The sequence below is a fragment of the Phyllobacterium sp. 21LDTY02-6 genome (assembly GCF_023554255.2).
Lineage (GTDB): Bacteria > Pseudomonadota > Alphaproteobacteria > Rhizobiales > Rhizobiaceae > Phyllobacterium.
In genome coordinates this window covers 479,174-491,920 of the sequence record NZ_JAMJWD020000001.1, presented here as the reverse complement: position 1 = coordinate 491,920, position 12,747 = coordinate 479,174, and the positions used below count along the sequence as shown (strand labels likewise).

Genomic DNA, 12,747 nt, shown 5'->3' with positions numbered 1-12,747 from the left:
GGCCAATTTTAGTTGATCGTCATGGACTTGGCTAGCGTCCGGAAACGGGAGGCATATTTGTCCTTCTCGCTTTCCCTCACGATCAGGATCGCCCGCACATAGCGTTCAGCTTCGAAACGAGCGACCTGCGCGACGTAGAGAGCGTCGCCGCTCACCGAATCGGTCGCCTTGCCATCGATCTCGATCCACTCGGCCTCGCCAGCCTGGGAACTCGTTTCATTGTCGGATTGCACGTCCTTTATGCCGGTGAGCGAAAGGAAAGCCTGTTTCGCAAATTCCATTCGGGTCGCGGCGGCAGGTGCGCTGCTGAGACTGGACGCGATGATGATCACCGGCTGCAGCGAATTGGCCGCGACATCGTTCGGACCTTCGGTGAGAAGCAGCGTCGCTCCCGCAATGACGCGGACAGGACGGAAACCCGCCTGGTCGGCGACCTTGAAGGGCAGCGTCGCGATCTGATCGTTCAGGGTGACCGGCGCGCGCAATCGGATGCTGCGCAACGTCTTGTCGACATCCTCGTCGGACAGTCCGCCCTGCACGCCTTCCGGTATCTGGACGGTCACCATCGCGGTCAGCTTCTCCGCTCCGATGAGCACGACCCATTTCCTGTAGCGGACTCCGGCTGCGACCTGGCTGCCGCGAACGATCTTGGAAACGACAGCCCCCTCTACCGGCCAGTCCTCCGGCCCGCTGGTGATCGCGATGCCGGTAGCCTCAAGCCCTTCCTTGTTGAACTTGGCCGCAATGCTCGCATAGGCCTCGACCGGCAGTTCGGTGACGACGACCGAGGTGCCCTTTGCCGCATCCTCGAAACCGCTGAACCGAGCCGAAGGGACCAGCCCCGCCGGCGGCACCAGGCCGACGCTGGCTCCTTCGGGAAAGCGCGCTTCCTGGGCAATGAGAGGATTGACTGCGGCCACCAGCAGGAAAAAGGCCAGGAACAAAATTCGCATTCGGGATAAATCCTGTGTTTCAGCCCACAAGTAGTGTCCCGAAAACGATCCGGCAAGCGATTGGTTGCGGCGCGGACGGCTGGCTGTTGCAGCCGCCCGCAAGGCCGAGGAACCGTTGGCGTCGTGGATCAGTCCGGCAAGGTATAGGCGATGACGTAATCGCCCGGCTTGGTGCCCACCGATCCATGGCCGCCCGCCACGATGACCACATATTGCTTGTCGTCGAGCGAATAGGTCATCGGCGTGGATTGCCCGCCCGCCGGCAGGCGTGCTTCCCACAGCTGGCGTCCGTCGGTCACATCATAGGCGCGGAAGAAATTATCCACGGCCGCCCCGAGGAACGCGACGCCGCCCGCCGTGACGATGGGTCCGCCGATGCCGGGCACGCCCACCTTGAACGGCAGGGGCAGAGGCGAGGAATCGCGCACCGTGCCATTGCGGTGTTTCCAGGCGATCTTGCCTGTCCTGAGGTCGGCGCCCGCAACATAGCCCCATGGCGGCGCCTGGCACGGCAGGCCGAGCGGCGAGACGAACGGCCCCATGATGACTGCGTAGGGAGCGCCCTCGTTGCGGTTCAGGCCCTGCTCGCTGCCCTTGGTGCCCTGGCCCGGCGGCGGAACGTCGGCACGGGGAACGAGCTTCGACGTGAATGCCAGATAGGTCGGCATGCCGAACATGACCTGGCGCACTGGATCGACCGCGACGCCGCCCCAGTTGAAGACGCCGAAATTGCCCGGATAGACCAGCGTGCCCTGCAGCGATGGCGGCGTGTACCGGCCCTCATAGCGCAGTTGCAGGAACTGGATGCGGCAGACCATCTGGTCGAACATGGAGACGCCCCACATGTCCTTGCCGGTCAGCGGCGGCGGCATGAAAGTTAGGTCCGATACCGGCTGTGTCGGAGCGGTGAAATCGCCCTCGATGGCGCCGGTGGGCGCAGGCACTTCCTTGACGGGCAGGATCGGCTCGCCCGTCCGCCGGTCGAGCACATAGATGTCGCCCTGCTTGGTGGGCCCGACCAGCCCCGGCACGGTGCCGCTCGCCGTGTTGATGTCGACCAGCGTCGGCTGCGAGGGAACGTCCATGTCCCAGAGGTCGTGGTGGACCGTCTGGCGTACCCAGCGGACCTGTCCCGTATTGAGATCGAGGGCGACGATGGACGACGAATATTTCTCCACATGCTCGGTGCGCCCGGCGCCCAGCTGGTCCGGAGTCTGGTTGCCGAGCGGCACATAGAGCAGGCCGAGCTTCTCGTCGGCGCTGGAGACGGACCAGCTGTTCGGCGAATTATGCGTGTATTTCTGCCCCTCCGGCAATGGCGTCGTCACATCCGGATTGCCCGAGTCCCAGTTCCAGACGAGGGCGCCCGTATTGATGTCGAAAGCGCGGATGACGCCGGACTGCTCCTGCGTCGAATAATTGTCGTTGACCGCGCCGCCGACGATGATCTTCCCGGCCGCGACCACTGGCGGCGATGTCGAATAATAGTAGCCGGCCGGATTGTAGGGCATGCCCTGTTCCAGATGCAGGGTGCCGCCATCGGCGAAGCTGGTGCAGATCTGGCCATTGGCTGCGTCCAGCGCGATCAGGCGCGCATCGGATGTCGGCAGGTAGACCCGCTCCGCGCAGGGTTGTCCCGGCTGGATCGCCGGATCCGCATAATAGGAAACGCCACGGCAGGTCTGATGCTGGCGGTCGGGATTGAGCCCGGCATTGGGATCGAATTTCCACTTCTGCTTGCCCGTTTTCGCATCCAGCGCGATCGCCCAATTGTGCGGCGTGCAGATGAAAAGCGTGTCGCGAATCTTGAGCGGCGTCACCTGGTAGGTGGTTTCGCCCACATCCTCCGGCAGCTTCACGTCCCCGGTCTGGTAGGTCCAGGCAACCTTCAACTGGCCGACATTCTCGGCCGTGATCTGGTTGAGCGGCGAGTAGCGCTGGCCATAGGGGGTTCGGCCATATTGGTGCCAGTCCTCGGGCGGAACATTTCCACCGAGATCGGCAGAATCGGACACCACTTCTTCGCTCAGCTTCCCGGCGATGGCAAGCGGGTCCCGCGTCATCGAATAGCCGGCGATGGCGAGCGCCGCGACGACGCTGAGCAGGAGCGGCACCGCGCCGCCCCATGACGAGCGGACGCTTCCGTCCGTGGACACCAGCCCGCGCCTCACCCACGGCGTCAGCAGCCAGAGGCCGATGAGCATGATGACCCCGCCTCTCGGCGCCAGTTGCCACCAGTCGAGCCCGATTTCCCATATCGCCCAGGCCAGCGTTCCTATCACCAGCAGGGCGTAGACCAGCAGCGCCGACGAGCGCCTGCGGAAAAGCAGTATGGCCGTCAATAGAAAGGCGATCGCGGCAATGATGTAATACCAGCTGCCGCCGAGGACGGCGAGCCAGACACCGCCGGCGCCGAGGGCCGCAGCAATGACGAGGAGCAGGAGAGCGGTGAGATTTACAGCCATGGAGTAGAGTCCTTTTTCAAGCTCAACCAAGGTCGACGGCAGCGAAGTATCCAGCTGAATTGCCGGACGAATATCCCATTAATCGAAAGGAGTAGGCCCATAATCGCCGTGACGCAACACGGTTCCCTTGATTCAACTGGGGGTTTTGCACACCCTATAGCTTCAATCTGCCGCGTTCTCTTTTTGTATCCGTTTTTATCTGGTTTTTCGGTCCCGAATCACTACATTGGGACCAAATGTCCGGATTAGCCGACGATATGCCGTTCTTTGACGAACCTGATGTGCCCAGCCGGCCTTCGGGCATCGCCGCGCGTGCAATGCAGGCGCGGGGCGCCCCGCCCTATCTGAACGGGCTCAACCCTGAGCAGCGCCTGGCGGTCGAAACAACCGAAGGTCCGGTGCTGGTCCTCGCTGGCGCGGGCACGGGAAAGACGCGGGTGCTGACGTCGCGAATTGCCCATATCCTGTCTCTCGGCAAGGCATGGCCAAGCCAGATCCTGGCGGTGACGTTCACCAACAAGGCCGCGCGCGAGATGAAGGAGCGCATCGGCGTTCTTGTCGGCGGCGCAGTCGAGGGCATGCCATGGCTCGGCACCTTTCACTCGATCGGCGTGAAGCTGCTGCGCCGGCATGCGGAACTGGTCGGCCTGCGCTCCGATTTCACCATTCTCGACACGGACGACGTCGTGCGGCTGATCAAGCAGCTGATCCAGGCCGAGGGCCTCGACGACAAGCGCTGGCCCGCCAAGCAATTCGCCCTGATGATCGACGGGTGGAAGAACAAGGGTCTTGGACCGTCCGAAATACCGGAAGGCGATGCACGCGCCTTCGCCAACGGCAAGGGCCGCGAATTGTACGCTGCCTACCAGAACCGCCTGAAAACGCTCAATGCCTGCGATTTCGGCGATCTTCTGTGCCACCCCATCCGCATGTTCCGTGCCTATCCCGATATCCTCAAGGAATATCACAACAAGTTCCGCTACATCCTCGTCGATGAGTACCAGGACACCAATACCGCGCAATATATGTGGCTGCGGCTGATTGCGCAGGGATCGAAGAATGTCTGCTGCGTCGGCGACGACGACCAGTCCATCTATGGCTGGCGCGGCGCCGAGGTCGACAATATCCTGCGGTTCGAGAAGGACTTTCCGGGCGCGGTGGTCATCAGGCTCGAACGAAACTACCGTTCGACCGCCCATATTCTCGGCGCGGCGTCCTTCCTGATTTCGCATAATGAGGGACGCCTCGGCAAGACGCTGTTCACAGATGCGCCGGATCCCGACGATGCCAAGGTGTTCGTCCATGCCGCCTGGGATTCCGAGGAGGAGGCCCGCGCCGTCGGCGAGGAGATCGAGCAGGCGCAGCGCAAGGGTCATTTGCTCAACAACATGGCCATCCTCGTGCGGGCATCATTCCAGATGCGCGAATTCGAAGATCGGTTCGTCACGCTCGGGCTGAATTACCGCGTGGTCGGCGGCCCGCGATTCTATGAACGCCTGGAGATAAGGGACGCCCTCGCCTATCTGCGCGTGGTTGCCCAGGGCTCGGACGATCTGGCGCTCGAACGCATCATCAACACGCCGAAGCGCGGGCTTGGCGAGGCTGCGATCCGGCAGGTGCACGATTATGCCCGCGCGCGCGACATCAGCATGCTCGACGCCGCCGCCGATCTTGTCCAGACCGAGGAACTGAAGCCCAAGCCACGCTCGGCGCTGCGCGAAGTGGTTGAGAATTTCCGCCGCTGGCAATCGCTGATCGATTCGACGCCGCATACGGAACTGGCCGAAAGAATACTGGACGAATCCGGCTATACCGCCATGTGGCAGGCCGATCGATCGGCGGAAGCGCCGGGGCGGCTCGAGAACCTGAAGGAACTCGTCCGTTCGATGGAAGAATACGAGTCGCTGCGCTCGTTCCTCGAACATGTGGCGCTGGTCATGGATGCCGAGCAGAACGAGAACCTCGATGCGGTCAACATCATGACCCTGCATTCCGCCAAGGGCCTGGAATTCGAAACCGTCTTCCTCCCTGGCTGGGAAGAGGGCCTGTTTCCGCACCAGCGATCCCTGGACGAAGGCGGACGCTCAGGCCTCGAAGAGGAACGGCGGCTCGCCTATGTCGGCGTGACCCGCGCCAAGAAAAACCTCCATATCTGGTTTGTCTCCAACCGCCGCATTCATGGATTGTGGCAATCGACCATACCTTCCCGCTTCCTTGAGGAATTGCCGGAAGCGCATGTGGAAGTGGTTGCCAGCGGCGATACCTATGGCGGCTATGGCGGACGAGGCAGCTACGGGCAATCCCGCTTCGACCGGGCGGACCCGTTCGAAAACACCTATTCCACGCCCGGCTGGCAGAGGGCGCAGCAGAATCGCTCCGATGCAACCCGCAACAATTGGGGCTCGCGCTCCGGTGCCCGCGTCGAACGCATCGGCTATGGCGAAACCGATTCCGGCCACGGCGCCGGCCGCGGCTCGGTAAAGGCCAAGACCATCGATGGAGAGCTCGTTGCCAAATCGGTAAGCGATGCGCCCTCCCCCTTCGATGTCGGCGACCGCGTGTTCCACATCAAGTTCGGCAATGGCAATGTCTCCGCGATCGAAGGCAACAAGCTGACGATCGATTTCGACAAGGCCGGGCAGAAGCGCGTGCTGGACAGCTTCGTCAAGCCAGTCTGAGTTCAGTCCCCATCCCCACGCCTGCCTTGAACAGTTCCATATCCCAGGCCGGACCGGGATCGATTTTCCGGTCGGGCGCAATATCGTCATGGCCGACGATCTCTTCGATGCCATAGGCGAGGCAGATCGCCTTTGCCGCGGCAATGGCGGTGTCCATCTGCGGCGACGGGAATGTTTCCCATCCGCAATCCTGTGCTCCGAATTTATGGCGTGCCTCGATCACCGATCCACTGTCGACCGCCGCCCCGGACCATGATGTCCATCCCTGTCGGGTTCGCGTCAGCGCTCCCCAGTTTTCCAGTTCCAGGCCGATAGAAAACTGATTCAATCCGTCATACCGCCTGCCGTTCTTGCCGCGCCACTGGCTCCGGCCCGCATGCCAGGCGATCTTGTCGAAGGGCACGCATTGCGTCACCGTGCCGTCGCGGCGGATGACCAGATGTGCCGACACCTTCGCCGCCTCCTGCCTGAAATATGACGCCACGTCGCTCCTCGGACCGCTCGCGGTATAGTGGATAACGAGAAACCGGGGCCGAAGCCGCCCGCCGGAATTCGGCGAAGGCATGAAAGGGACGGGTTTGGACCTGGAAATGAGGCAATGATCGGAAATGGAATATGCCATGATTAAAATCCTCTTATCTCAAAACTCATGCGCATAATAAGAAAATAATCCTATAAGGCAATAGCAAAAATGCCGCTTCGGGAGCGGCACCGTTAATTGCCTATTGGGGCTTGCCCTTGGACCATGTGACGTTGCCGGAGAAAAGCGGAATCGTCGAGATGGACGTCTTGGCCGAACCGTCCTGAATCTGGCTGGCATGGGCGAGGTAGATCAGCGTGTCATTGGCCTTGTCGTAGATGCGGGTGATGATGAGCTTCTTCCAGATCAGGCTGGTGCGCTCCGAGAACACCCGTTCGCCATTCTCGTCGAGATCGATGTCGCCGACCGTGATTGGCCCCGTCTGCTGGCAGGCGATGGATGCGTTGGAGGGGTCCTCGAACCAATTGCCCTTCTGCAGCCGGTCGATGACGCCGCGCGAGAAGGACGCCAGATGGCAGGTCACGCCCTGAACCTTGGGATCGCTGACCGCATCGATGACGATATCATTGCCGAGCCAATCGACCCCGACCTTCCCCACCTCTTCCGCCTGCGCCGGCAGCGAAGCCGCGCCGAGCAGAACCATTGCGGCAAGAAGACAGTTTTTCATCCGTGACCTCCGATTGTCGACATGCTTGAACCAAGTGGATACTGCGCGCACGCATTGCAAGCTGAATATCAGCCTGTGCGCTCCCACTTGTCGAGAAACGCCTCTATTTCCAGCGATTGCATATCGCCGATCGCATCGAAGATCATCTCGCGCGGCCAGTCCCACCAGCACAATCGCAACAGGCGTTCTACCACCGGCCGCGGAAACCTGTTGCGGATGAACTTCGCCGGGCTGCCGGCGACGATCGAATAGGCCGCGACATCCCTGGTGACGACGGCATTCGCACCGATCACAGCGCCATGGCCGATCTCGACGCCCGGCATGACGACGGCGCCATGGCCCACCCACACATCATGGCCGATGGTCACGCGCTTGCCGCTGCGCATGTCGCGAAAGGCGCCGTCCACGCCCTGGTAGCGGAAATATTCATTCGGCCTGTAGCTGATCTTGTGCGTCGTCAGCCTCTCCATGGGGTGTTCGAGGGCATTGAGGCGCACTTGCGAGGCGATGGAGCAGAACTTGCCGATATCCGTGTAGATGCCCTCGCTCTGACGCTCGATATAGGAGAAATCGCCGATCTTCACGTCGCGGAGGATGACGCGCTCGCCGATTTCGGCATATTTGCCAAGCTTCACCCCCTTCAGCTGCGCTGTCGAATGGATCCGCGGCTGCTCGTCCAGAAAGCGTAAATCCTCGTCTTCGCTCATCATCATCCCCATGCAATTCATGCGCCGATTCATCAAGCATTGCCTATGGCGAAAATCCTGTTACGGCTAGCCTCGAACTGAATTCGGCCGGAAGACACATATCATGACAACCCAGACCCGTGTTTACATCACTGCGGAAAAGCAGGAAGCGGAACGCATCTTTTCGCTCCTCGAAAGTGCTTTCGAAGATGAAGGCCTGCCGATTTCGTCATCCGAAATCGATGAAGAACGGGAAATATACGAGGTTTCGGTCTATTCGTTCGACCCGGACGAAATAGAACAGCGCATGCGGGACATATTGGGCGACACGCCGGGCCAGCATGGCCTGCAGCGCGAACAATTACCCGATATCGACTGGGTCGCCCATTCGCTGGAAGGCCTCAGGCCCGTCCGCGCCGGGCGCTTTTTCGTGCATGGCTCGCATGATCGCCACCGCCGCCGCGTCAACGATCTTGCGATCGAGATCGACGCCGGCCAGGCCTTCGGCACGGGCCATCATGGCACCACGTCCGGCTGCCTCGAAATGATCGGCCATGTCGTGCGGCGCGAACATCCCCGCAACGCGCTGGACCTCGGCACCGGCAGCGCCGTGCTTGCCATAGGCATAGCCAGGCTGACGCCGATCCCGGTTCTCGCCACCGATATCGATCCGGTCGCCATAGTGGTGGCGCAGGAGAACATCGCCAATAATGGCGTTGCATCAAGAGTGAAGGCGGTGACCGCAACGGGCTTCCACCATCCCTCGTTCCGCGCCAATGCGCCTTTCGAGCTTATCGTCGCCAATATATTGGCCCGGCCCCTGATGCAGCTTGCACCCCAGATGCGCCAGCACCTTGCCTGGGGCGGCTCGCTCATACTCTCCGGCATTCTCGATACGCAAAGGGACAAGGTCCTCGCCGCCTACAGGGCGCAAGGCCTCTATCACCACCGGACATTGCACCGCGAGGGCTGGGTCACGCTGCATCTGAAGGCGAGCGCGGCCTGAGCGGCCCTCGGGCTCGTCAGGCGTCAGATATAATAGCTGATCTGCTGCTTGCGGCGGCCATCGGCGTAAATGACGGCATGCCGCTCCATTTCAGCCATGCGATAGGCGATGAGGTTCTGCAGTGCGGTCTTAACGTATCGGATCACGAGCGCCATATTTCATCTCCACGAATATCGGCCTGTCGATCCTCCCGCGAGCATCATACGCCGCACGCCGCAGCGCCACTATTGCCGTTGCGGCATGGCAGTCATGACGAAGCTGCATATAAACCGGCCCTCGCCCCACGGTTTTCCGGCCTTTCGGCGGCAAAAACCTGTTGCCGGCAACACTCATCCGTTGCGTCGGCCGGGGCGGGAAGCTAGGGTCGGCCACCAACAAAGAGGTCCCGCCATCATGTTCCAGTCGTTTGAGGTCGTAAGCAATCCTGCTACCGGCGCGCCGCGTGTTGCCCTGTTGCGGGCGGAACTGGAAGCGCTCGGCCTTGATGGTTTTCTCGTTCCGCGCGCCGACGAGCATCAGGGGGAATATGTCCCGCCCCGCGCCATGCGGCTTGCCTGGCTGACCGGGTTCACGGGCTCCGCCGGAGTCGCGCTGATCATGAGGAAACAGGCCTATCTCTTCGTCGACGGCCGCTACACCCTGCAGGCCGCCGAACAGACGGATCCCACGGTTTTCACCATTGAAAGCCTCGTCGAGACACCGCCGTCAAGCTGGTTCCGCAAGTCGGGGACCAAGCTCAGGATCGGTTTCGACCCATGGCTGCATACGATCAGCGAGGCCCGGGCATTGCGCGAGTCGCTCGAAGCCAATGGCGGCACGCTGGTGCCGGTGAAGGACAATCTCGTCGATCTCGTATGGGACGACCAGCCCGCGCCGCCGCTGGAACAGGTGTCCATCCAGCCGGAGAAATATGCCGGCAGGCTGGCCAGCCAGAAGCTGCGCGACATGGCCGCCATCATCGCGGGAGCCAGGGCAGACGCGGCGATCATCACCGATCCTTCATCCATTGCCTGGACGTTCAATATTCGCGGCAATGATGTAAGCAATACGCCGCTTCCCCTGGCATTCGCCCTGATCCCGGCCGAGGGCGAGCCAGTGCTCTTCATCGACAAGCGCAAGCTCCCGATCGAACCGGAAGCCTATCTGACGCAATTGACCGCCCTGCGGGCGCCATCGGCACTCGAAGGCGACATTGCCGATTATGCGGCTGGAGGCAGGACGATCCTCCTCGATCCGTCCCTTGCCGCTGAAAACTTCCGCCTGATCATCGAAAGGGCCGGCGGAATGGTCATCGAGGGCAGCGACCCTGCCCGCCTTCCGCGTGCCACGAAGAACGGCGCGGAACTCGAAGGCGCGCGCAAGGCGCATCTGCGCGACGGCGTGGCCATGGTTTCCTTCCTCTCATGGATCGACGCGCAGGCTCCCGGAACGATCGACGAAATCGGAGCGGCGACGAAACTCGAGGAAATCCGCACCAGGAATGCCGAGAGCTTCCAGATGCCGCTGGAAAACCTTTCCTTCGACAGTATCTCGGGCGCCGGGCCGAATGCCGCCTTCGCCCACTACCGCGTCAACACGCAGTCCAACCGGATATTGGGTGATGGCGAACTCTATCTGATCGACAGCGGCGGCCAGTATCGCGATGGAACGACGGACATTACCCGCACCCTGCCGATCGGCACGCCGACGGACGACATGAAGCGCAAGTTCACCCTCGTTCTCAAGGGAATGATCGCCATATCCACGGCGCGCTTCCCGAAGGGGACGCGAGGCATGGATATCGATGTTCTGGCCCGCATCGCGCTCTGGAAACAGGGATATGACTATGGACATGGCACCGGCCATGGCGTCGGCGCCTTCCTTTCGGTGCATGAGGGGCCGCAAAGCATTTCCAGGCGCGGCATGCAGGAGCTGCTTCCGGGGATGATCCTTTCCAACGAGCCGGGCTACTACAAGCCCGGTGGCTACGGCATTCGCACCGAGAACCTGTTGATCGTGACCGAGCCGCAGGTTCCGGAAGGCGGCGACCTGCCGATGATGGGTTTCGAGACGATCACGCTCTGCCCGATCGACAAGCGCCTGATCGACACGTCCCTGCTGGTGCGCGAGGAACTCATCTGGCTCGACGCCTATCATGCCCGCGTGCGCGAGGCGCTGATGCCGCATGCGGACGAGGAAAACCGCCAATGGCTGATCGAGGCCACGGAGCCTTTCGGCCACGAAGGCTGAACGGGATCAGGAAATCTGGCGCAGCACGATGATCACCGCTGCGCCGGCAACGAACATCGTCAGGGCATTGAAGCGCAGCGAAACGAGGCCGGCGATGGCCAATGCCAGCAGGCCGCGCCAGTCGGCATTGGCGGCGGCGGGGGCAACCAGCGTCGTCAGCACGGCCGCCGGAACTGCGTTCAGCGCCACCTCGACACGCGGGTGGACGCGCTCGAACCGCGACAGGACGAGATGGCCGCCGATCCGGGTCAGGAATGTCAGCACGGCGCCGGCGACGATGATCCAGAACGTGTCCGACATTATTCGACCTCCGGCCGGTCATCGGGCTTCGCCAGTATGACGGCGGTCAATATGCCGGCCAGGGCGCCGATGCCGACATGCCAGGGCGAACCGATGAACGTATAGGCTGCTATGGAAACGATGGCGCTGGCGGCAACGACCGGCGCCCAGTGGTTGCGCTTGCGAAAGCCCATGACGAGGCCGAGGAAATAGATCGGCAGCAGCATGTCTATGCCCAAGGCATGCGGATCGCTGATGAGATTGCCGAAAAGCGCACCGATCCAGGCTTCGACCACCCACATGACATAGATCGGTGCCGCGACGCCGATATACCAGGCAAACGTGATCTGCCGGCCCGCCTCGGCGCGGCGCTCCGTCTCGGCAAATTGCGGATCCGTCAGCACGAAAAAGCTCAAAAGGCTCTGCAGTGGCCGGAAATGGCCGATACGTCGCCCTACTGCGGCCGAATAGAGCACATGGCGGAAATTGACCGCGAAGATCGAGAATATGATCAGCCAGGCGGGAATATTCTGGCCGAACAATTCGATCCCGACCATCTGGCTGGCGCCTCCATAGACCGCGGCGCTCATCAGCACCGTTTCCGACAGCGTGAAGCCATTATCGATCGCAAGCGCGCCAAAGAGCAGGCCGAAGGGCGCCGAAGCGATCATGATCGGCACGCCCCTGGCGAAACCTTCCCAGAACTGCGCGCTCGGGCTCACGACACCCCCTTGCAGGTGCTGATGTGTCTGCTGATCCATGCCGGTCCCTTATGACAGGCTTGCTGCCCGTGTCACGCAAGTTTTATTGATGGAATCATCAATACGTCAGAAACTCGACGACGCAACGCCCATGGGAGGATCGGAATGGCTACAATAATCAATCGCAGCGACTGGGCCCAGCATCCGGAATTGTGGCGGGGCGAATTGAACGGCGGCGCGTTTGGATCGGAGATTTCGATCATCTTCAACCATCAGGACCGTGTCGGCGCCGGACCTCGTCTGCACCGGCATCCCTATACGGAGACCTATGTCGTCCGCAAGGGCAATGCCCGCTTCACGGTGGATGGCGAAGTGATCGATGCGAGCGAGGGCCAGATCGTCGTTTCTCCCGCCAACACCCCGCATAAATTCGTCAATCTCGGCCCGGATGCACTGGAAACGATCAATATTCACGCCAGCCCCAAGATCGTGACCGAATGGCTGGAATGAGTGAATGAATGGCCGCCGCGCCATGACGAGGC

General features: G+C 61.7%; 12 protein-coding genes. 4 read left to right on the top strand and 8 right to left on the bottom strand.

The annotated features are described in order from the left end of the window. Window positions 1-8 precede the first annotated feature (8 nt). Window positions 9-953: a hypothetical protein gene (locus tag M8997_RS02285; RefSeq protein ID WP_250013267.1), complete on the bottom strand. Its 945-nt coding sequence runs from the start codon at window positions 951-953 to the stop codon at window positions 9-11. Between the two features lie 128 nt (window positions 954-1,081). Beyond that, window positions 1,082-3,418 carry a glucose/quinate/shikimate family membrane-bound PQQ-dependent dehydrogenase gene (locus M8997_RS02280; protein WP_250013265.1) on the bottom strand — a complete coding sequence of 779 codons (2,337 nt, stop codon included), beginning with the start codon at window positions 3,416-3,418 and terminating at the stop codon, window positions 1,082-1,084. 236 nt (window positions 3,419-3,654) lie between these two features. Here M8997_RS02280 and M8997_RS02275 point away from each other — a divergent pair, with 236 nt between their 5' ends. Next, a complete protein-coding gene (locus tag M8997_RS02275) occupies window positions 3,655-6,096 on the top strand; it encodes an ATP-dependent helicase (protein WP_250013263.1) in 2,442 nt (813 codons plus the stop codon). Here M8997_RS02275 and M8997_RS02270 read toward each other — a convergent pair. From M8997_RS02270 to M8997_RS02260, 3 genes are all read right to left on the bottom strand, one after another. Continuing rightward, the gene (locus tag M8997_RS02270) at window positions 6,083-6,718 is read right to left on the bottom strand and encodes an N-acetylmuramoyl-L-alanine amidase (RefSeq protein WP_250013261.1); all 636 of its coding nucleotides are present in this window, start codon (window positions 6,716-6,718) and stop codon (window positions 6,083-6,085) included. The genes M8997_RS02275 and M8997_RS02270 overlap by 14 nt on opposite strands. Before the next feature lie 100 nt (window positions 6,719-6,818). Continuing rightward, a complete protein-coding gene (locus M8997_RS02265) occupies window positions 6,819-7,304 on the bottom strand; it encodes a CreA family protein (protein ID WP_250013259.1) in 486 nt (161 codons plus the stop codon). A 68-nt stretch (window positions 7,305-7,372) separates the two neighbouring features. Further along, a complete protein-coding gene (locus tag M8997_RS02260) occupies window positions 7,373-8,011 on the bottom strand; it encodes a DapH/DapD/GlmU-related protein (protein WP_250013257.1) in 639 nt (212 codons plus the stop codon). Between the two features lie 103 nt (window positions 8,012-8,114). Here M8997_RS02260 and M8997_RS02255 point away from each other — a divergent pair, with 103 nt between their 5' ends. Then, window positions 8,115-8,996, top strand: coding sequence for a 50S ribosomal protein L11 methyltransferase (locus M8997_RS02255; protein ID WP_250013256.1), 882 nt, complete (start codon window positions 8,115-8,117; stop codon window positions 8,994-8,996). Between the two features lie 23 nt (window positions 8,997-9,019). Here the strand turns inward: M8997_RS02255 and M8997_RS22120 are convergent, their stop codons facing one another. Then, entirely contained in the window at window positions 9,020-9,151 is a 132-nt protein-coding gene (locus M8997_RS22120; protein WP_256473138.1) for a hypothetical protein, read from the bottom strand. 235 nt (window positions 9,152-9,386) lie between these two features. On the opposite strand from M8997_RS22120, the gene M8997_RS02250 reads away from it, so the two are divergent. Further along, window positions 9,387-11,225 (top strand): M24 family metallopeptidase, encoded by a 1,839-nt coding sequence (locus M8997_RS02250; protein ID WP_250014368.1) that lies wholly within the window; start codon window positions 9,387-9,389, stop codon window positions 11,223-11,225. Between the two features lie 6 nt (window positions 11,226-11,231). Here M8997_RS02250 and M8997_RS02245 read toward each other — a convergent pair whose 3' ends face one another. Together M8997_RS02245 and M8997_RS02240 are read right to left on the bottom strand one after the other, a co-directional pair. Then, the gene (locus M8997_RS02245) at window positions 11,232-11,525 is read right to left on the bottom strand and encodes an AzlD family protein (protein ID WP_250013255.1); all 294 of its coding nucleotides are present in this window, start codon (window positions 11,523-11,525) and stop codon (window positions 11,232-11,234) included. Next, window positions 11,525-12,265 carry an AzlC family ABC transporter permease gene (locus tag M8997_RS02240; protein ID WP_250013254.1) on the bottom strand — a complete coding sequence of 247 codons (741 nt, stop codon included), beginning with the start codon at window positions 12,263-12,265 and terminating at the stop codon, window positions 11,525-11,527. The genes M8997_RS02245 and M8997_RS02240 overlap by 1 nt, the downstream gene beginning before the upstream one ends. Window positions 12,266-12,370: 105 nt before the next feature. Between M8997_RS02240 and M8997_RS02235 the strand changes: the two genes are divergently transcribed. Further along, complete coding sequence (locus M8997_RS02235) at window positions 12,371-12,715, top strand: cupin domain-containing protein (protein ID WP_250013253.1); 345 nt, start codon at window positions 12,371-12,373, stop codon at window positions 12,713-12,715. Window positions 12,716-12,747 lie beyond the last annotated feature (32 nt).

Excerpts from the sequence above, each read along its gene's own strand:
- M8997_RS02285 (WP_250013267.1), bottom strand. The coding sequence starts at position 953 with ATGCGAATTTTGTTCCTGGCCTTTTTCCTGCTGGTGGCCGCAGTCAAT.
- M8997_RS02280 (WP_250013265.1), bottom strand. The coding sequence starts at position 3,418 with ATGGCTGTAAATCTCACCGCTCTCCTGCTCCTCGTCATTGCTGCGGCC.
- M8997_RS02275 (WP_250013263.1), top strand. The coding sequence starts at position 3,655 with ATGTCCGGATTAGCCGACGATATGCCGTTCTTTGACGAACCTGATGTG.
- M8997_RS02270 (WP_250013261.1), bottom strand. The coding sequence starts at position 6,718 with ATGGCATATTCCATTTCCGATCATTGCCTCATTTCCAGGTCCAAACCC.
- M8997_RS02265 (WP_250013259.1), bottom strand. The coding sequence starts at position 7,304 with ATGAAAAACTGTCTTCTTGCCGCAATGGTTCTGCTCGGCGCGGCTTCG.
- M8997_RS02260 (WP_250013257.1), bottom strand. The coding sequence starts at position 8,011 with ATGAGCGAAGACGAGGATTTACGCTTTCTGGACGAGCAGCCGCGGATC.
- M8997_RS02255 (WP_250013256.1), top strand. The coding sequence starts at position 8,115 with ATGACAACCCAGACCCGTGTTTACATCACTGCGGAAAAGCAGGAAGCG.
- M8997_RS22120 (WP_256473138.1), bottom strand. The coding sequence starts at position 9,151 with ATGGCGCTCGTGATCCGATACGTTAAGACCGCACTGCAGAACCTCATC.
- M8997_RS02245 (WP_250013255.1), bottom strand. The coding sequence starts at position 11,525 with ATGTCGGACACGTTCTGGATCATCGTCGCCGGCGCCGTGCTGACATTC.
- M8997_RS02240 (WP_250013254.1), bottom strand. The coding sequence starts at position 12,265 with ATGGATCAGCAGACACATCAGCACCTGCAAGGGGGTGTCGTGAGCCCG.
- M8997_RS02235 (WP_250013253.1), top strand. The coding sequence starts at position 12,371 with ATGGCTACAATAATCAATCGCAGCGACTGGGCCCAGCATCCGGAATTG.